This is a genomic window from Pseudoalteromonas sp. EB27 (assembly GCF_001974875.1).
Taxonomy (GTDB): Bacteria; Pseudomonadota; Gammaproteobacteria; order Enterobacterales; family Alteromonadaceae; genus Pseudoalteromonas.
This window is the reverse complement of record NZ_MTQD01000008.1, coordinates 161,387-181,765: the sequence shown is the minus strand read 5'-3', so window position 1 is coordinate 181,765 and position 20,379 is coordinate 161,387. Positions and strand designations below refer to the sequence as shown.

Here is a 20,379-nt window from a genome sequence, read left to right as displayed (position 1 = left end):
CCCCAGACATTTGACTCTATAGTTACTATAGGATCTATAGTATAGGTATGCAACGAAAGGGATATATAAAAATGACTGAGAAATATTTAAACAATACGAATATCGTTAATTTTGAACACAAAGATATCCAATCCCTGATCGATCAACGAGGGTGGAAAAATTTGGATAATTTCAACAAAATTGGTGCCGCTTATCAGTTTGTAAAAGATGAAATAATGTTTGGCTATAACAAGAGTGATGATATTTCAGCAAGCGATGTGCTAGCAGATGGTTATGGACAATGTAATACTAAGGGTAATCTGTTAATGGCACTATTGCGTGGACTAGGTATCCAGTGTCGTTTCCAAGGTTTTACCATTGATCAGCAACTATAAAAAGGTGCTATCCTAAGCTTGTATTTTGGTTAGCACCTAAATACATCATTCATAGTTGGGTAGAAGTTTACTTTGAAGGGCGTTGGATAAACTTAGAGGGCTTTATATTGGATGAGCAATACTTAAGCTCACTACAGCAGAAATTTAGCCAAGCAAAAGATGAGTTTTGTGGTTATGGTGTTGCAACAAAGTGCTTATCTTCACCCGGTACGGATTGGCGTGGAGAGGATACCTATATTCAAAAAGAAGGTATTCATGACGACTTTGGGCTTTATGATTCACCAGATAAGTTCTATCTCGAAAAAGGTACTAATCTATCAGGTGTAAAACGTTGGTTGTATCAACGAGTGATCCGACATTTGATTAATATGAATGTATCAAAAATAAGAAATAAAAAAGTACTGGAGGTACAAAATGCACAACCATAGTCACAGTCATCAGCATGGTAAAGACGACCGGATTGGTTGGGCATTTTTCCTTAATGTGATATTTACCATTATCGAATTTATAGGTGGTTGGCTCACAAACAGTACGGCGATAATGGCGGATGCCGTTCACGATCTTGGTGATAGTCTTTCAATAGGTTTTGCGTGGATTTTAAGTCGTTTTTCAGATAAAGAAGCATCAGACAAATTCAGCTATGGTTATCGCCGACTTACACTTTTTGGTGCATTGGTAAATAGTATTGTTTTGATTATCGGCTCTATTTGGGTTTTATTTGAAGCAATACCTAAGCTGTCCAATCCTGAAATGCCTGTAGTTGAGGGGATGTTAGGGCTAGCCATACTCGGTGTTGCCGTAAATGGTTATGCGGTATTCAAATTAAAAGCGGGTGAAACACTAAATGAAAAAGTGCTGACATGGCACCTACTTGAAGATGTACTCGGTTGGGTTGCCGTTCTTATAGTCTCTATTGTATTGTTGTTCGTTGAACTGCCGATATTAGATCCTCTATTATCAATAGGGTTTACGCTGTTTATCTTATTTAACGTTTTCAAAAATCTTAAATCAACATTGGTGCTTTTTCTTCAAGCTGCACCCGATAAAGAGACCCAAGAGCGTATTAAGCAGTCATTAATTGAATTTCCTGAAGTAAATGGTATACACCATATGCATTTTTGGTCACTGGATGGTGAAAGTCACGTTTTAACAGCGCACCTTGAGCTGAGTGACAACTTTGACGTTAAAGAATTAATTAAGCTTAAACAAGAGGTTGCAGCTAAATTATCTTCCTATCATTTATCGCATACGACGATAGAGTTTGAGTTTTTAAATGAAAATTGTAGGGATGAAGCAGAGTAAGTTTTATCAATAAAATTTTGGAGCATACAATATAAAAAGCAGCTTAATTAGGCATAACTTAGTAATTAAGCTGCTTTTTTGCTTTTAGATTTCGTCGGATTGCTGTTTGTTACTCTCAGCGCCATGCGCCCATTGATATAAAATAGGCAATACAAACAAAGTTAAAATGGTAGAAGATACAATACCGCCGATAACAACTGTTGCTAGTGGTCGTTGTACTTCTGCACCAATTCCAGTGTTTAACGCCATTGGAATAAAACCTAAACTTGCGACCAGTGCCGTCATTAAAATAGGTCTTAAACGAATGATGGCACCTTCAATGATCGCTACGTATAGGTCGCCTTTTTCATGCCAAAGATCTCGAATAAAAGCCAACATAACCAAGCCATTTAATACTGCGACACCTGACAATGCAATGAAGCCGACACCTGCCGAAATTGATAAGGGCATGTCTCTTAAATAAAGTGAAAATACGCCCCCTGTTAATGCTAAAGGCACGCCACTGAAAATGATTAATGCATCTTTTAATGAACCAAATGCTATAATCAAAATACCTAGGATAACAACCAATGTTATCGGTACAACTAGGCTTAATCGCTTACTTGCTGATTCTAGTTGTTCAAACGTTCCACCATAATCAAGCCAGTATCCTGCTGGAATTTCTCCTTCCTGATTAATTTTAGCTTTAACTTCTTTTACAAAACCGCCTAAATCTCTACCACGAACATTGACGGTAACCACAACTCTTCTTTTTCCGTTCTCTCGGCTAATCTGCGCGGGTAAAGACTCTGATTTAAGCTCTGCAACTTCTTCAATTGGCACATAGTTACCATTCTCAAGTGGAAGCGGCAGATGCTTCAAGCTATCGATATCCGTTCTTATTTGCTCTGGTAGGCGAACAACTAACTCAAACCGTCTGTCACCTTCATAAATGATCCCCGCAGATTCACCGCCAATCGCAGTGGCAACCCAGTCTTGCAATTCGGTAACGTTCAATCCATACCTACCAAGCGCTTCTCGTTTAGGAATTACTGATAAAGATGGAACACCTGTGACCTGTTCTATTCGAGCATCAGCGGCACCATCCACGGTTTTCACAATATTTAGAATATCTTTTGCGGTAAGTAATAACCGATCCAAATCATCACCAAATATTTTGATGCCGACATCAGCTCTAACGCCAGAAATCAATTCATTGAAACGCATTTGAATAGGCTGAGTGAATTCATAGTTGTTGCCTGGAATGTTTTTCAGTACTTTTTCCATTTCTTCAACTAATTCACTTTTTGGTTTTGAAGGTTCGGCCCATTCTTTACGTGGTTTTAAAATAACAAAGATATCAGCAATACTCGGTGGCATTGGGTCGGTTGCTACTTCTGGTGTGCCAATGCGCGAGAATACTTTATCAACTTCAGGAAACGCTTTAATACGTTGCTCAAGTACTTCTTGCATTTCTACTGATTGCTCTAGGCCAGTCGATGGAATTCTTAATGCCTGTAGTGCAATATCACCTTCATTTAATTGAGGAACAAATTCTGTCCCAAGCGTAGTTGCTAACCAAAGGCTATACCCCATTAACAGCGTTGAGAATGAAACAATAATCCAACGAAATTTCATCGCCATTTTTAACAATGGTTCATAAATAGACTTGGTTGAACGAATAACTACACTTTCTTTTTCGCTGATTTTACCTTTCATAAACACAGCTACAGCAGCAGGAACCAGTGTAACTGAAAGGATCATTGCGGAAATTAACGCCATAACGACAGTTGCCGCCATAGGGTGGAACATTTTCCCTTCAACGCCAGTTAGCGTGAAAATGGGGATGTAAACAACAGTGATAATTGCCACACCAAACAAGCTTGGACGTATCACTTCTGAAGTGGCTTCAAAAACGGTATTTAGGCGTTCTCTTAAGTCTTGCCTATGACCGTTGTGTTGGGCCTGTGCTAACCTACGGACAGAGTTTTCAACGATGATTACAGCCCCGTCCACTATCAAGCCAAAGTCCAATGCGCCGAGACTCATTAAATTGGCAGATACTCCTGCTTGCACCATACCTGTGATTGTCATTAACATGGAAATAGGGATAACAGCAGCGGTAATGAGAGCTGCACGTAAATTTCCAAGTAGAATAAATAACACAACAATAACTAAAAGCGCACCTTCAACGAGGTTTTTGGTAACGGTTGCAATCGCTTTATCTACTAACGTTGTTCTGTCGTAAACAGGCTCTGCGGTAATGCCCTTTGGCAGAGATTTTTGTATTTCGCTGAGCTTATGTTCCACTTCTAAAGCAACGGTGCGAGAATTCTCACCAATCAGCATCATGGTTGTACCAAGCACTGTCTCAATGCCATTACGAGTAGCAGCCCCTGTTCTAAGTTCTTTGCCTATAGCAACATTGGCAACATCACTTATTTTTACAGGAATACCATCGTTCTTTTTGATGATGACATTGAGGATTTCATCCATTGTCGCAAGTTGCCCGATGGAGCGCACTAACACTTGTTGTCCGTTTTGCTCAATATAACCCGCGCCACGGTTATCATTATTTTTACGTAATGCATCAGAAACGTCTTCAAAGCTTACCTGATGAAAAAGTAATTTTTCGGGTTTCGGCGTTATATGATACTGCTTGTTATAGCCGCCGATGCTGTTGACCTCAATGACGCCTTTAACTTGAGCCAATTGCGGTTTAATGATCCAGTCTTGTATTTCTCTTAAGGCAATAGCGGTATAAGGCTCTCCATTAGGCATTTTAGCGTCAGGAGAAGCTTGTACGGTATACATAAATATTTCACCAAGCCCTGTGGAAATAGGACCCATCTCTGGCTCTAAGCCAGAGGGAATAACGCCTTTTATCGCAGCTAATCTTGCATTGATTAAGTTGCGTGCGAAATAAATATCGGTTCCCTCTTCAAAGATAACGGTCACCTGGGATAAACCATATCTTGAAAGAGAGCGGGTGTGAGACAGCTTTGGTAGTCCAGCTAATGCGTTTTCTACTGGAAAAGTTACCCTTTGCTCCGCTTCTAAAGGTGAATAACCGGGGGCAGAGGTATTTATTTGTACCTGTACGTTTGTTATATCTGGAACAGCATCAATGGGAAGTTTTTGATAACTCCACATACCAACGCCGATGATTACCATCAGCAAGCTTAATACTAAATAGCGCCTATTTATTGCAAGACGCAAAATTGATTCAATCATATTGCGTCTCCTAATCGTCGTCTTCTACTTCAGATTTCAAGATATCTGCTTTAATCAGATAACTGTTTTTGTTTACATATTCAGCGTCTTTACTGAGGCCATCAATGACCTCGATATAGTTTTTGTCTGAACGACCAAGGACAAGTGGTGCAAACTCGTACTCTTCATTTTCTTTTACAAAGACACCTAATTGTCCACCTAGCTCTTGTATGGCAACTTTCTCGACCGCTAAATCCACCTCAAATTGGTTTATCTTTACGTTGCCTTTTAATAATTGACCTGACGTTAGCTTTAACTCAGTGTTGTTTAATCGTACCCGTGCTAAAACATAAGGCTGATCTTTAGCTGGAATAATATTAGTGATGACTGAACTGAATGCGTGTTCACCTTGCTCAATATCAACATGCTGACCGACTTTGATTTGATTATATTGGCTGGTAAACACCTTAAATTCAGCCCACAAGGTGTCAAATTTGACGATTTCAAACAAGCTAGTGTTTTGCGTGATACCGCCAATATTTCCATTTCGCTGTAAAACAGTCCCAGAAACAGGCGATGTTATTTTATAAGTATTTAAGCTCTCATTAGATTCAATAACGGCTAATAGATCGCCTTTTTTTACCGTATCACCAACAGTGAAGTTTATTGTCTTTATAACGCCGTTATATCTAGCGCTAACTTGAAATAATTGTTCAGCGCCTATCGTCGTAGAGCCGTATACAGGGATAGTTTGGTTCAACGTTTTTGAAGCTAAATAGGCTGTTTCAACACCAACCTTTTTTGCCATGTTATTGTCGATTTTGCTTATGCCTTCTTCGCCTTCATGTTCATCTTCACTAGCGAAAACACTTTGAATGGGTGATAGATACCCAATAAAAATCAATAGTGCGAGTAAATAGTTTTTCATTTTGAATTCCTAAACGATTCAGTTAATCACTGAATCAATAAATTGTTATTAAACTTAAAGTGATGTTTATTTAGAGTGACAGCGCTTCGTTTGTTAGTTTTTCTATCTCTGCGCCATAAATTAGGGCAGCAGATGCCGCGTCAATAAGGGTTCGCCGAGCATTTAACAGCTCTTGTCTAGCCGATACATAATCAAGATATCCATATCGACCTTTTTGATAGGCGTCTTGAGTATCTTCCAGTGCATCTTCAAGCATTGGGATAACCGACTGCTTTAATGAATTAGCTGTTAATATGGCTTGTTTTCTATTGGAGTATGCTCGTAGTAAGTGATTTCTAAATCTTAACTTAGTCGCCTCTTTCTCTATGGCAACTTGGTCACGCTCTGCTAGCGCACTAGCGATTGCGCCAGAATTTCGCTTTTCAGCAAACAAAGGTAAGCTAAAGCCAGCGACCAGTGCCGTATCATTGGCTTCTTGAGAGCGCCTAACACCAACAGACCATTTGATATTGGCCGTTGACTCTGTTTTAGCCAACTGTAACTCGGCCTCTTTTAGTCGCTGCTCACTTGCATAAACTTGAATAGCAGGGTTTTTCTCTAATTTCGCAAAGAGACTACTAAAATCACTATCATTGCCAAACTGAAACAGATCTCCAGTTACTCTAGAGAATGACACTGATGTTTCTCCCCAGTAAGCTGATAAAGAAAGCTTTAGATATTCCAAGCGCTTTTGTTCAGATTGAAGGGTGAGGTTAGCCTGAGCAATAACTGCTTTTGAGCGTTTCACTTCAGCCTCAGGAGTAGCACCTGCGCGGTTACGCTGAGATACAATCTCTAAGGTTTCTTGTGCTAAGCTCAAAGCATTTTCTGCCAATATAACTCTTTGTTGGGCTGCAAGTACTTCCACGTACTTCTCAGTGACTTGAGCCATTAAATTAAGCGCAGAGACTTCTTTTTCAGCAGTGAGTAGTGTTCTTGATTTTGAAACAATTCCAATCCGCGCTGAGCGTTTATCTCCCATTTCGATAACCGAAGATAGAGCGACTGTTAATTCAGCACTGTCGAATGTATTAAATTCACCTGAGCCTGCAAAGTTCTCAGCTTCAAGCTCTAGTTCATAAGCAGGATTTAAACTTGCGATTTGTTCTCGTCCAATTAATGCCGTTTGCTTGAAATCAAATATTTTAAGTTCTGGATTTTGTTTAAGCGTCCACTGAATTGCCTCTTGAAGGTTTAACTGCTTCTCAAAGGCATAAACATTAAATGTAAAAAGTGACAAAGCGAGAAACGCGATATATTTAAGCCGAGGTGTTACACACCTTAAAATTGCTATCTTGCGATGCACACAGGTATTAAGTGCCATGTATACTTTCCTATAAATTTATATGTGATATTTAGGTCATTAACATTTGACCTTTCTTAATTTTCTATAAAATTTAGGCGTATTTAGGTGGGCGGAATGGCACCGAGATATAGCCTTTTAGCTCAGGGGAAACTAAGGCGTAGGTAGGGAAATATTCTATTGCTTGTAAAATATTACAAGAAGAATCTGTATTTAAAAATAACTGACAGCAGCAACAAAAATTACAATTATCAATTAAAGTTTGGCTATTACCCTCCTCAAATAAATTAGAGCTTTCAGGAGCTTTTAGCGGGGTAATAGACTCAGTTAGTGATATATTAAAAGAACTTTCAATTAAGTTTCCTTCAATCTCTTCTTGCGAAAAAAACACAGACTGCACCGCGATTAAAATCATTATCACGTATGATATATATGGTTTAAAATATGACGGGTGCATTCTTTTAACTACTTTCTACTTAAGACTTTAGCTGTAAGATGCGGCGAGCACCGTTTAAAACGACAACAGCAATAATCAAACCAATCACTAAATCTGGATAACGGCTGCTAGTTACTGTAACTAATAAGCCAGCTAAGATTACACCTACGTTTGCGATTACGTCATTTGCGGAAAAAATCCAACTCGCTTTCATATGAGCGCCGTCTTCTTTGTTGCCAAATATTAAAAACAGACAAGCAATGTTAGCGATTAGTGCTATTCCACCAAATATCATCATTAAAGAAGAGATAGGTTCACTACCGTAAATAAAGCGTCTTACGACTTCACTCAAAGCACCTAGCGCTAGAATAATTTGAAGTACACCAGATATATGTGCCGCTCTAAGTTTCATGCTTATGCTTTTACCGACAGCATATATAGCTAAACCATAAACAGCAGCATCAGCAAACATATCTAATGAGTCGGCAATAAGGCCAGCAGATTGCGCAATAATCCCAGCAATTACTTCTATAAAAAACATGACTCCATTAATGGCTAACAACCATTTTAGCGTTGATGCTTCTTTCATCTCATTTTTTTGGGCTAGATCTTTTGCTTTTGCAGCTTCGGTGCTGCAACTTTCTTTAGTTGATGCCAACTCTGCACCGAGATTGAGTTGTTGTAATTTTTTTGTTATCTCATCTAAATTTTCATCATGAAAAACCTTGACTAAACGGCTAGGAATATCAAATTGCAACCCAACTGAAGGCTCAATTGAGTCAAGTGCTAACCTAATCAATCTCTCTTCTGAAGGACAGTCCATTTGAGGTACTTTAAATGTACTGACAAACGCGCCACTATAGTTATCTAATTGTGTATCAATTTTTACATCTTCATTGGTAGAAGATGATTGACACTGACCACTACATTTTTCTGACATATTTAACACTCCGTAATAATATTAAAATAAGTATAAAATCTATAGTGGCTATAGAGTCAAATAAAAAATTATTTAATGTAAAAGCGTGGAAACTGAATTGAAAAGCTAGTTTAAGAAAATAGTTTCTGCTAGTATTTTAAATACTATATTTAACTGGTGATAACTTTGAACCTTAATGTTGTACTAAAAATGCTCTTGGTTATTTCGATTGTTTTACAATCGTTAACTGCTGTAGCATCCTCAACATCTGAGAATCACCAAATAGATATAGAGCACCTTCAAACTCAACATGATCATGCAGATGATCGAAATGTCTCAAATGATAATGTAGGTGATGAGCAGCATAATGAAAAAGATTGTCATCACTGCGGTCATTGCAGTGGCAGCCACTTATCTTGGATTTTAGTCAGTAATTCAAATACCACGGGCAAACTAAACATTATCAATAAAACGCCTTATCAAATTGATCAAACAAATACTTACCTTGAAGCGATACTTCGCCCACCCATTTCTTAATTAGATTGATTTTTAATGACCTATTTGTCCATGAGAAGGATAAAGGGTTCGTGTTTATAAATTAAAAAATTAAGAAGTTTTATGTATATATTTTTAAAAAATACAGGTTTAACCCTGTCTTTATGCATGGCTGTGAGTTTTTCAGTTGCCACTTATGGCAAACAGAAAAGTATTTCATGGCTAGATAGTCAAATAAATAAAGATCCCGAAGTTGTTGCGGCTAAAGAGTTACTTAATGCAAGTAATCATAGAGCCAAAAGCTTAACTCAAGCCGTATATAACCCAGAGCTTGAAGCAAGCTATGAAAAAGAAGGTGATTTTGATAATTACTCTATTGGTATCAGTCAAACGATAGATTTTTGGGATAAGCAATCAACAAATAAAACCATTGGTGAAATTGATGTTTATGCAAACCAGCAACAATTGTTATCTCTACTCGATTCTAAAAAGGCTAATGCCTTAACTGCATTAGTTAATTGGCAAGCAGCAAAAAAAGCTGCTCAGTTACTTTCAGAAAGAGAAGAGCAATTGCAAACGCTCGTTGGAATTGTTGAAGACAAACGAAAAGCTGGACTTCTAGAGCCACTTGACGCTGAGCTAGTCTATTTAAACTTGTCGCAAATTTTTAGTGAAATATCTGAGTCTCAAATTGCTTTGAAAAATGCAGAGGTAAAGGTTCAGGAGTTATTGCCTGATTGGACGCCTAATACTACCAATTTGTTTTCATTTACTTTTGGAGCAACAAGCTACTCATTTAACTCCCAGTGGGTTGAGGAACATCCAAAAGTTAAACTTGCTAGAGCGAAATGGAAGGGACAACAATCTAAAACTCAACTAACCACTATGGAATCTAAAGCTAATCCAACCATTGGCGTTAGCGCAGGGAAAAGTGGAGATGAAGACTTGGTTGGTGTGACTTTTTCAATGCCTTTAAACATCAGAAATAACTATACAGATAATGTTAAAGCCGCTTATTCAGAAGCCATTGCAGCCGAGGCGAATTTTCAGTCGGTATATCGAAAGCAGTCTTTTGAAGCAAAAGCTAATTATGAATCGCTTAATGTCAGTAGAAAATATTATGAGCAATGGCAAAAACTGACAAAAGGCAGATTAGATAGCAGCGAAAACTTATTAAATAAGCGCTGGCAAGCTGGTGATATTAATACTTCTGACTACTTACTTGCATTAAATCAACGTGCGGAAGGGCTTCATGCAGGAATACGTTTGGAAAATCAATTCAAGCTTGCAGAAATATCCTTCATTTTAAGTATGGGTCAGTTATCCAAATTTGAGATTTGAGCGCTTTGTTTTTTCAGTAGCGAAAAACGAAATCTTAAATTTATTAAAAATATAGGTTACAAAAATGAATACAGTAATTAGTAAAAAATTTTTAGCCGTAGTAATTAGCAGCCTGTTAGTTGGGTTTACTACAAATCATGATGCTTTTGCACAGTCGTCAGATGGAACTGGTTCTGTCACAAACGTTTCGAAACAAGAAGAAAAAGAACATCAAGATGAGCATGAACACGAAAAGGGACATGAAGAAGATAAAGGTGACCATGACGAGCACGGCCATGAAGGTGGTAATAAAGAGGGAGAAGAAGAACATGAAGAAGGTATCACTATTGATCCAAAGAAGATGTCGCTTGCTAAAATTAAAGTGGAAAGTGTTAAGCCTGAATATCAATTTAGCTCCGTATATGCACCTGGCGAAATAAAAGCTAATGGCTATAAAAGTTATGTGGTATCACCACGTACAGAGTCAGTCATTATCAGTCGCCATGCAGCGCTTGGCGAGTATGTAGAAATAGGTCAGAAGTTAGTTACATTATTTAGTGAAGCAATGGCACAAGCACAAGCTGACTATTTAATCGCTTCAACCGAATGGCAACGTGTAAAAAAGCTGGGTAATAAGACGGTGAGTGAAAGTCGATTATTACAAGCTGAAACAACATACAATGCGAGCTATGGCAAGCTCATTGCTTTAGGGTTAACTGAAAAAGCAATAAATGGTATTTCTAACAAAGACATTAAAGCATTTGGGCAATATGCATTAACGGCGCACCGTGAAGGTGTCGTGCTTCAAGACGACTTTATCCAAGGGCAACGTGTTGATGCTGGGGATTCAGTCATGTTGTTAGCTGATGAAAAACAACTATGGGTTGAAGCAAAAGTTTCTCCAAATAAAAAGCTAAATTTATCAATTGATTCTCCTGCGGTACTTAAATTAGAAGGCCAGAGTTACAATGCCAAAGTTATCCAAGAAGCCCATACAATTGATCCCGTAACTCGTACAAGAATTATTAGATTGGGGGTACAGAATGCTGATGATAACCTTCATTCAGGTATGTTTGTAAAAGTTTACTTTCAGTTTGCCACAAAGCAGAAAGTGATGGCTGTGCCAGAAGAAGCATTGATCCGCAGCGCAGATGGTGATTGGACCGTATTTGTCGAAGACCACCCTGGAGAATTTAAAGCTGTAGAAGTAGAACTAGGCCGAGCCTTAGGTGATTTTAGGGAAATCATTGGCCTTGATAGTGGGACGCGAATTGTAACCAAAGGCGCATTTTTTGTTGCTTCTGAAATCGCTAAAGGCGGATTTGATCCGCATAACCACTAAGGAGCAAGACTATGTTTAATAAAATAATAGATTGGTCTGTTAATAATAGACTCCTGATTTTGATTGCGCTGTTTGCCACAATTGTCGGCGCAATTATGGTTATACCAAAACTAAATTTAGATGCCTTTCCTGATGTTACTAATGTTCAAGTTGCTGTAAATACTGAAGCGCCAGGACTAGCTGCTGAAGAAGTTGAACAACTCATTACGTACCCCATTGAAGCGGTCATGTATGCCTTACCTGATGTAGAACAAGTGCGCTCAATTTCTAAAACAGGCTTGTCTGGCGTCACGGTTGTTTTCAAAGAAGGCACCGACATTTACTTTGCAAGACAACTTGTATTTGAGCGTCTTCAAGCCGCAAAAGAACTGATACCAGAAGGTGTCGGCACACCCGAAATGGGGCCAAACACCTCAGGGCTAGGCCAAGTATTTCAGTACCTTCTTATTTCAGATAAAGATGCAGGCTATGATGCTATGGCACTCAGGAGTCTCAATGATTGGGTAGTAAAATTACTCGTTATGCCTGTCGATGGTGTTACTGATGTACTCTCCTTTGGAGGTATTGTTAGGCAGTACCAAGTAAATGTAGATCCATCTAAGCTTCTTTCTTATAACCTAACGCAAGAAGACGTTGTTGGTGCCCTAGATAACAACAATGCCAATGTTGGCGGATGGTATATGAACCGTGGGCAAGAGCAGCTTGTTATTAGAGGTGCAGGTTGGTTTGAAAGTGGTGACGCTGGTATTAGTAATATCAAACAAGTTCCCGTCAAAACAGTTGATGGGACAGTTGTGACGGTTTCGGATATTGCTAAAGTTGAAATGGGCAGTGAAATTCGTCAAGGTGCTGTCACAATGACGCGCAAAACCGAAGACGGTAAAGTCGAAAATTTAGGTGAAGTTGTCTCTGGCATTGTCTTAAAACGCATGGGGTCTAATACTAAAGCCACCATTGATGGTATCAATGCAAGAATCCCATTAATTAATCAAGCATTGCCTAAAGGTGTTCGCTTTGAACCATTTTATGATCAGGCTGATTTGATTGAAAAAGCCGTTGATACAGTAGTTGATGCACTATTACTAGCATTTATTTTCATCTGTATTGTATTAGCACTATTTTTAATGAATATACGTGCAACCTTCCTTGTCCTAATATCTATTCCAATTTCAATTGGTATCGCGTTAATGATCATGGCTTGGTGGGGCATTTCTGCAAACCTTATGTCATTGGGTGGCATTGCCGTAGCCATTGGTATGCTAGTTGATGGTTCAGTCGTGATGGTTGAAAACATGTTTAAGCATTTAAATAGACCAGACTCTACCCATTTAAAAACTGTAAAAGAAAGAGTGCCTAGTGCTGATACTGATCCACATGATGTAGAACAAGATGAGCATGGTATTAAGTTACGTCTTCAAAATGCGGGTAAAGAAGTGGCTCGTCCCGTATTTTTTGCAGCTTCTATTATTTTAGTCGTATTTACGCCTTTATTTAGCTTTGAAGGTGTTGAGGCAAAGTTATTTCAACCTATGGCAATAAGCATCATTTTAGCTGTTATATCTGCTATTGTGGTTGCGTTGTTTGTTGTACCCGCTTTAGCTACTTATTTATTTAAGTCAGGTGTAAAAGAGAGGGAAAGCTTTGTTCTTAGGCCATTAGACAAACTCTACAGAAAAGGGCTTACATTCGCACTAAAACGCACCAAATTAGTCATTTCAGCCGCACTTATATTAGTTTTCTCTGCCTTTGCATTAGTTCCATTAATTGGTACTGAATTTGTACCTGAGTTAGAAGAAGGGACGATAAACTTAAGAGCAACGCTTGCACCTTCTTCCAGTTTAGATACCGCGCTCACTGTGGCACCAATTCTAGAAGAAAAACTAATGGCTTTCCCTGAAGTAACCTATGCATTAAGCCGAATTGGTCGAGCAGAAATAGGTGGAGACCCAGAGCCTGTGAATAACATCGAAATTTACATAGGGTTGAAGCCTGTTTCTGAGTGGACCAGTGCATCTAATCGATATGAACTTCAAGGAAAAATGGAGAGATCTTTAGAAGAATTCCCTGGGTTGCTACTCAACTTTTCTCAACCTATTGCGACTCGTGTCGATGAGCTACTATCTGGTGTTAAGGCTCAGTTGGCGATAAAGTTGTTTGGGCCTGAACTTGAGGTACTGGCGGCTAAAGGTCAAGAAATAGAAACAGCAATTAAAAACATTGAAGGTGCAAGGGATGTTGCATTGGAGCAAATTGCTGGTGAAGCGCAATTGGTGATAAGTCCTAACAGGCAAGAACTATCGCGCTTTGGATTGTCTGTGAGTGACATAATGGAGGTTGTGCGTGATGGTATTGGTGGTGTTGAAGCCGGACAAATAATCAATGGTAATGAACGTTATGATATTTACGTTCGCATAGAGGAAGAGTACCGAAGTAACAAAGAAGCTATTGCTGATATTCGGCTTCAATCACCTACTGGTGCTTGGGTGCGACTGGGTGACGTAGCCTCAGTCTCATTTGAGTCAGGCCCACCACAAGTTAGACGCGATGATGTACAACGAAGAGTCGTTATCCAAGCAAATGTACAAAATCGAGATATGGGAAGCGTGGTTGCCGATATCAGAACGGTAATTGCTGAAAAGGTTGACTTACCTTCAGGTTATTCTGTTTCGATTGGCGGCCAGTTCGAAAGTCAAAAACGTGCTCAAAATAGGTTAGCTATAGTTGTACCTTTATCGTTAGCACTAATCGCACTACTACTTTACTTTGCCTTTGGTTCTGTTGGTCAAGCTATGCTGATATTGGTCAACGTGCCGCTTGCTGTAATTGGCGGAGTTTTCTCCTTATATTTATCTGGACAATACTTGTCTGTACCAAGCTCCGTTGGCTTTATTACCTTATTTGGTGTAGCGGTATTGAATGGGGTCGTTATGGTAGAAAGTATCAACCAACGTATTAAAGACGGTCTAGAAGCATCTAAAGCCGTTTTTGAAGGCGCTACTTCAAGATTAAGACCTGTACTTATGACTGCTATAACATCAGCTTTAGGTTTGATACCGATGTTAATGTCTAATGGTGTTGGTGCAGAAATACAGCGCCCCTTAGCGAGTGTTATTGTTGGCGGCTTGGTAACTGCAACACTGTTAACATTATTTGTTTTACCTGTTTTATATCGCTGGTTTTCAGAGAAAAAAATAAAAGAGCTATCCAGATAAAATGACTGTGAACTCTAACCCCACGCTAAAGTCACGTTTAGCGTGGGGTTATTGAGTAGATGAACGAAAAGAAAGATTAGATTTAACAATAAACTAATAGTCATGACTGCTTTGTCGGAATATTTGTCGTTAAACAGGCCAAAGCTAACTTCCGCTTTCGTATCTTTGCAGTCTTAATCTTTATGTGTCTCAAGGTCGGCTTATGGCACTCTCCAGCCACTCGATAAAATAATAATTGATAAAGTGTTTTTCTCCGCCTGATGGCTCTTAGCTTATCCGACCTACTCTGGCACTAACTGAAAATACTCTTACTCTAAATTTAAAGTTAAGCTCTAATCAAAAAATATCAATTTTTGTGCCCTACTTTGCTTCAAATTGTAGTTATTATTCTCAATCTGTGACTCAAAATCAGCTTAAGTGATGGTACCCACAAACCCAAACCCGATATCTTATATTTCATAATTTATACGTTGATATTTGTCGAATTAAAATATTTTAACTAGCTTAAAGGCTGGCTGGTCAGTAACTTACATACATATAAAACTAAAAAGCACCCTGATTAACTCAGAGCGCTTTGCGTTTAGGACAAATAAACAAGGGTTATACAAATTTAATAAGGAGATGCTTAAGCATGACCTTCATGCTTGGGGTGTTACTTTTTCGATAATATTCGTAGTTATAGATACCTGTTATCATTCTAGTGCAAAAAAAACTTAGAGCGATAAACCAAGCGAAGTTTTCAGTGGATTGGAACTGTAAACACAATATAGCTGAGCCACTAAATGCGATAATCGAATAGGTAATTTCTATTCGATATTGGCTAAAAGCCTTTAAAATTTTGGACATTAAAAACCGTCATCAAAAGCATCAAAAGAATCATGTTCTATAGAGTCACCTATCGACTCTTCAATTTCATAAACAGTCATTACCCTGTCTGGCTGGCCCACCACATTGCCACCAACATCTACGATATTAGTACTGGCATTTGTGATAGGTAGTCCTGTTGTTGGATTAATAGCAATATCATTAGCGTCGTTTTTCATTTTTAAACCTTAATAATCATTAATTAATGCTTTCAAATTTAATGATTTCGTGATAAAAAACAAACTTGTTTGACTGCGCAGCTCAGCAACAAACAGTTTGAATAAGGCATTCACTTTTCTTCTATTTTCACTTAATTTTTTTAGTAAAAACCCTCTCCTCTTTATCTAAAAAGTTTATTAATAAGTTTAATTTGAAGGCGGCTTTTGTCTGCAAGACAGGTTTTTAGATCGCATTTTTCGGCACGAAAAACTGCAAAATAGCGCCTCAGAATGAGGCCAACAAGCGCGTAATGTGGTGTAGGCGAAGCCGTAGACACATGGAGAAAGCGCGAATGTACAGCTGGTCTGTACTGACCGCGATAGTGTTTCGCATCAGCGAAATTCGATTAAAATTTGGCACAAATTGATATCGAACCATAATTTTCGTCAGAAAATAAAAGCGAAGAAAAATGCGGATAATGGGGCACCCATCGCATTGTCTGAAGCGGCAGTATGGCGGTCAGTACAGAGCGTAGCTCGGTGCATTCGCGCTGGGTATAAAACGCTAGCGCGATAGCGCGTTGAGCCAGCTCGTTGCGGAGCAACACCAGAGCTGACGGGCGTTTTAGACCTATGGTTGAGTAGCGAAGCGACGAGGCCATCCGCTGAAAGCGGCTTTTGTTGCGATAATTATCGCGACAATCATTCCGTACATGCTGCCAGAGCATCTCGGAATGAAAAACGGCAATATAATTATAAAATGATGATAATTTTTGTGTTGCGGTGCTAGTTAATTTTAATAATTAACTCACCAAAAGGATTTTTGAATTGACTCAGCAACCATCAAAAGATTTAGAAACGAAAAACCCGCTTCATACTCACTACCCTCGCTATTTTGATATTAATATGCGGTATTATCTAGGCGAAAATAACCACCAAAAAGGGGTTAACAGAACCAAGGTCTCGGTGCTTATTGCAATTCGGTTTTCTATTGTTACACCAGGCATTGTGCGTTGGCTCTACGGCATTAATCATCGCCTCGCGTTGGAACACCTAAACAGGCTAGAAAAAGATGGTTTACTGCGTGTAGTAAAAACACACCGCAGTCCAGATGGTCGCGTCTATGTGCCTACCTATACTGCTGCCAAATTTGCCGAGGAGTTAATGGGCATCGACGTGTATTTTAGGAGTAATAAAAACCCTGCTCTGCAGTTCAACCAAAATAATGTAGCACACAACCTTATAAACGCATTTGTAATGTTGCGCGGTATACATAATTATCACAGTGATGAAACGTACGCCCCAATGTGGAGTGGATTCATTACCGAGCCTGAATTTAAACGTATTAATAACCTATCTGATGCACGAACTGTGGATGGTGCTGTGCGACTCCTAGATGGCTCTGTTGCAGCAGTTGAAATTGAGCATTCATTTAAAAATAAAACGGCACGACAGGTCATTTTACTAAAATATTTGGCCTCGTTAAAAAAAAACGATTACAGTAAGATTTTTTTATTCTCTCAATCGGTCAAAATTTTTGATGACATTAAACGACTCCACGAACAACTATTTGAGGAAATGCCGCAACGTTTTGACAAGAAGACACGAGCACCACTTCTCAGTGAGAGCGATGCTGAGCTGCTGCGTGCCTCAATAATATACCGAACTAAATTGTGCTCTGAAATTGAAAAAATGTTTTACTCGTAATGCAGTAGTATCAACATTGAGACATCATGATTATTTTATTTATTCAATTGTTTAGAGTAAAAAATCTTAGCTTCATCGTCACCAATGATTTTTGCATACGTTATACAGCGCCTTATATCTGCTTTTGCCAATCTAAAAGCGGGGTTTTCGTTTTGGTTTGATAGCTCATAATTTCCTAATCGATTGAGGTTTCCCCGAGCCCACACACCCTCAGCATGCGACCCCTTATTGACTTTAGGGCGACGAGATAGTCTTGGCCTAGCAAACTCTTCACTTTCACTAGAGCATTGAGTAAAATAGGAAAATTCAATGGCAGTAATACAGTTACCCATTTTTTTAGGCTTAAACGTTACGCGTACATCTGTGTGGGCATTAATTTTTTCAATAGCAGGTAACAGGATGCGGTTTTTAAAATCGCGCCATGCTCCATATGATTCAGATAAAAATAATTTTTGTTTCATCTCTGGCAACTGAAAATTCACAACTACCGCGCCCTGTCGTTTGTAATTTTTATAATTTCGCACCTCGTTTAGGAGTGCATACAACCGAAATGATGCTAGGCTGTTTAATTTTACTGTGTTATGAAAAAATAACCTTGTGAAATTTTTCTCTATATTAAAAATATACGGCTCGATTTCTTCTGAAAACTCAAGTGTAATGAAAGACCCTTGATTTTTCACCTTTTCGTATGAAGCGCTACTCACCCAAGGAATTGAAAGCGACTGCCCGCTATCGTCTAAAATGCTTACAGATTTATCTCTGAGTGACTCTGCGGCAGAACTCAGCTGCTCATAAACGCTGTACTTACTCAGGCCGAAACACTTGGCATATTCCGTTGGATAAATCAGAATTTTTCCTGGGTTAGACTTTTTGGAGTTTACTTTAGACAGCGCGAGATTTATTAATCGCTGCTCATTAATATCGAGCGAATAACCCGCATGTAACAGCTTATTGCCGAAAACAATTCTTGGAGAATTTTTACTACTCATTTCTCTACCTCATTTCTAGTTTATGCTGTTATGCTAACCGCGGCTCAACGAATAAAAGAAATTTCGGTAAGTTTTTTGGTAAAAAAAGTTTTATTTATTTACAGTGAAAATGGCCCCCTAAACCGTATAAATTGCCTACTCATTTCGTATAAAATGCCACAATAAACATATAAATTGCCCACCAAAACAGTAAATATTTTATTTAATTTCAATAAGATAACCCCCTCTAAAAGTATTAAAATAGAAAAAATAAAAATACAGGCACATTTGCAACTTTTATAAATTTATTAATTCATTTCTGACGGTTAAAAAATAAATTAATTATTTTTTTATTTTTTATTTTTTATTTTTTTACCCCGCCACTATCATTTGTAATAAAACTACTGAGTGAACTGACTTACTGAAATACGCAAAAGGGAGATAGACATAAATCTACCTCCCTTGTGCATTTGACCTATGGCCTTGCCAAACATGATTACAATGACCTCGCTTTTGAGGCATCGTAACGAAACCCTGTATTTGCGCAGGACCCCCTCCCAGGTTTGATACTCAGTAACTGAGTAAAATGCCCTATTAAACGCTATTGCAGTTAGGGCAACGAATCAGCAAATAATGATTCAGGCATATTTTGGGAGATATGATTAGGCTGTTATTTTGATTTTGAAAATAACCATTATGACCTCAGTTTCAATCGTTAATTTTTTCAATTAGACCCTAGGGATAAACATCATCCTCGAAGTCACACGGCAGCTCCACACGCTCTACTGGGTGGCTAATTAGGCTGTGCATGAGCTCATAAGCAAGTTTTCGCATAGCAAACTCATTTAGTGTTTTATTCGCTGTAATTTCAGGGCCAATAACCTCCCACAGCTCATCTAAATTCGCATTATCACTGCGTAATTCTAATAAGTTTATCTGGTGGTCATTAGCGGTGATTACTCGGCTAAATGAGTGTAATAAATTTAAAAAATCCAATGTTGATACGTATGTATGTTTCATTTTTTCACTATCCTTGTGTGTTTTGTTATCAAAATCGATAACGTATTAGTAAATAAAATCAGGCATGGGTATTTAAAACGGTTTACGAAAAATATTTTTAAAAAAGCGAACAAATGTTCGCTTAGGGGGTTATGCATTGTCGATAATATCGACCCAATCACTTTCTGTTGCTGCAAAAAATGTAGTTGGCGTTTGCATAAATATTTGCTGGAACTCTTCAGAGAACAGCTCACAAAACTGTGTTATTTGCTCTATGTAGATAAGTAAAAAAAGCGTCATGTCGTGCCCTTCTAAATACCTATTCTCAAAACTTGGATTTTTTTCCAACATACTATTTGAAATACTAATGCCAAGTATTTTTCCAACGCTATCTCTATGTAAATAGATGTAATTATTGAAATTTAACTCTAATGTTTGTTCATTAACTACATCTGCTAACAATAAAATTGTAGAGCAGTCATCCCACGGAGATCTACTGGCTCGAACGTATTGGCGAATAAATTGAGATTTAATATTTTTCATGATTTGTCCTCGTTAATTGTCCTGAAATTAACTAGGGCCATGCAATGGGTAAAAGTGAAGAATTGCGTTTTGTTGGTTTAATTTGCAAAAATAATAAAAATCATTAATGTTGGAATATCACTGTACAACCTTGAGGATGAATAATATGGCGGAATATATTTGGTTATTACCTGCGACCGTATTAACAATAGTTTTAGTCGTGGTTATTAAAAAGTCCAGAAAGTAAACCTATATTTTAAGTGCTTAGACAATTCAGCGTGAAGAGTAACTTGAGCCTA

General features: G+C 38.3%; 15 protein-coding genes and 1 pseudogene. 7 read left to right on the top strand and 9 right to left on the bottom strand.

Annotation, left to right across the window (positions count from 1 at the left end; all coding sequences use genetic code 11):
• The first annotated feature begins 71 nt into the window (after nucleotides 1–71).
• Nucleotides 72–802 (top strand): annotated as a pseudogene (locus tag BW142_RS10945) (transglutaminase family protein).
• On the top strand, nucleotides 789–1,676 hold the full coding sequence (locus tag BW142_RS10940) for a cation diffusion facilitator family transporter (protein ID WP_002962252.1): 888 nt from the start codon (nucleotides 789–791) through the stop codon (nucleotides 1,674–1,676). The pseudogene BW142_RS10945 and the gene BW142_RS10940 overlap by 14 nt, the downstream one beginning before the upstream one ends.
• Before the next feature lie 84 nt (nucleotides 1,677–1,760).
• Here BW142_RS10940 and BW142_RS10935 read toward each other — a convergent pair whose 3' ends face one another.
• The 5 genes from BW142_RS10935 to BW142_RS10915 all read right to left on the bottom strand — a co-directional run bounded on the left by BW142_RS10935 (nucleotide 1,761) and on the right by BW142_RS10915 (nucleotide 8,514).
• On the bottom strand, nucleotides 1,761–4,889 hold the full coding sequence (locus BW142_RS10935) for a CusA/CzcA family heavy metal efflux RND transporter (RefSeq protein ID WP_002962253.1): 3,129 nt from the start codon (nucleotides 4,887–4,889) through the stop codon (nucleotides 1,761–1,763).
• 10 nt (nucleotides 4,890–4,899) lie between these two features.
• Nucleotides 4,900–5,796 carry an efflux RND transporter periplasmic adaptor subunit gene (locus BW142_RS10930; protein WP_002962254.1) on the bottom strand — a complete coding sequence of 299 codons (897 nt, stop codon included), beginning with the start codon at nucleotides 5,794–5,796 and terminating at the stop codon, nucleotides 4,900–4,902.
• A 70-nt stretch (nucleotides 5,797–5,866) separates the two neighbouring features.
• Nucleotides 5,867–7,159, bottom strand: a complete 1,293-nt coding sequence (locus BW142_RS10925) for a TolC family protein (RefSeq protein WP_002962255.1) — start codon at nucleotides 7,157–7,159, stop codon at nucleotides 5,867–5,869.
• A gap of 73 nt (nucleotides 7,160–7,232) precedes the next feature.
• Nucleotides 7,233–7,529, bottom strand: coding sequence for a hypothetical protein (locus BW142_RS10920; RefSeq protein ID WP_232007049.1), 297 nt, complete (start codon nucleotides 7,527–7,529; stop codon nucleotides 7,233–7,235).
• An 85-nt stretch (nucleotides 7,530–7,614) separates the two neighbouring features.
• Nucleotides 7,615–8,514 carry a cation diffusion facilitator family transporter gene (locus BW142_RS10915; RefSeq protein WP_002962256.1) on the bottom strand — a complete coding sequence of 300 codons (900 nt, stop codon included), beginning with the start codon at nucleotides 8,512–8,514 and terminating at the stop codon, nucleotides 7,615–7,617.
• Nucleotides 8,515–8,679: 165 nt separating this feature from the next.
• Here BW142_RS10915 and BW142_RS10910 point away from each other — a divergent pair, with 165 nt between their 5' ends.
• The 4 genes from BW142_RS10910 (at nucleotide 8,680) to BW142_RS10895 (ending at nucleotide 14,862) form a co-directional block, all read left to right on the top strand.
• Nucleotides 8,680–9,030: a hypothetical protein gene (locus tag BW142_RS10910; protein ID WP_010557528.1), complete on the top strand. Its 351-nt coding sequence runs from the start codon at nucleotides 8,680–8,682 to the stop codon at nucleotides 9,028–9,030.
• Nucleotides 9,031–9,111: 81 nt separating this feature from the next.
• Nucleotides 9,112–10,329, top strand: a complete 1,218-nt coding sequence (locus tag BW142_RS10905; RefSeq protein WP_076924855.1) for a TolC family protein — start codon at nucleotides 9,112–9,114, stop codon at nucleotides 10,327–10,329.
• A 64-nt stretch (nucleotides 10,330–10,393) separates the two neighbouring features.
• Complete coding sequence (locus BW142_RS10900; RefSeq protein ID WP_010388432.1) at nucleotides 10,394–11,650, top strand: efflux RND transporter periplasmic adaptor subunit; 1,257 nt, start codon at nucleotides 10,394–10,396, stop codon at nucleotides 11,648–11,650.
• A gap of 11 nt (nucleotides 11,651–11,661) precedes the next feature.
• On the top strand, nucleotides 11,662–14,862 hold the full coding sequence (locus BW142_RS10895) for a CusA/CzcA family heavy metal efflux RND transporter (protein WP_004588883.1): 3,201 nt from the start codon (nucleotides 11,662–11,664) through the stop codon (nucleotides 14,860–14,862).
• Between the two features lie 845 nt (nucleotides 14,863–15,707).
• Here the strand turns inward: BW142_RS10895 and BW142_RS10885 are convergent.
• On the bottom strand, nucleotides 15,708–15,905 hold the full coding sequence (locus BW142_RS10885; RefSeq protein WP_002963063.1) for a hypothetical protein: 198 nt from the start codon (nucleotides 15,903–15,905) through the stop codon (nucleotides 15,708–15,710).
• 807 nt (nucleotides 15,906–16,712) lie between these two features.
• On the opposite strand from BW142_RS10885, the gene BW142_RS10875 reads away from it, so the two are divergent.
• The gene (locus BW142_RS10875) at nucleotides 16,713–17,591 is read left to right on the top strand and encodes a hypothetical protein (protein ID WP_002962291.1); all 879 of its coding nucleotides are present in this window, start codon (nucleotides 16,713–16,715) and stop codon (nucleotides 17,589–17,591) included.
• A 35-nt stretch (nucleotides 17,592–17,626) separates the two neighbouring features.
• Here the strand turns inward: BW142_RS10875 and BW142_RS10870 are convergent, their stop codons facing one another.
• The 3 genes from BW142_RS10870 to BW142_RS10860 all read right to left on the bottom strand — a co-directional run bounded on the left by BW142_RS10870 (nucleotide 17,627) and on the right by BW142_RS10860 (nucleotide 20,101).
• Complete coding sequence (locus BW142_RS10870; RefSeq protein WP_002962290.1) at nucleotides 17,627–18,580, bottom strand: replication initiation protein; 954 nt, start codon at nucleotides 18,578–18,580, stop codon at nucleotides 17,627–17,629.
• Between the two features lie 714 nt (nucleotides 18,581–19,294).
• A complete protein-coding gene (locus BW142_RS10865; RefSeq protein ID WP_002962289.1) occupies nucleotides 19,295–19,579 on the bottom strand; it encodes a hypothetical protein in 285 nt (94 codons plus the stop codon).
• Nucleotides 19,580–19,708: 129 nt separating this feature from the next.
• The gene (locus tag BW142_RS10860; protein ID WP_010558040.1) at nucleotides 19,709–20,101 is read right to left on the bottom strand and encodes a hypothetical protein; all 393 of its coding nucleotides are present in this window, start codon (nucleotides 20,099–20,101) and stop codon (nucleotides 19,709–19,711) included.
• Nucleotides 20,102–20,379: the final 278 nt, after the last annotated feature.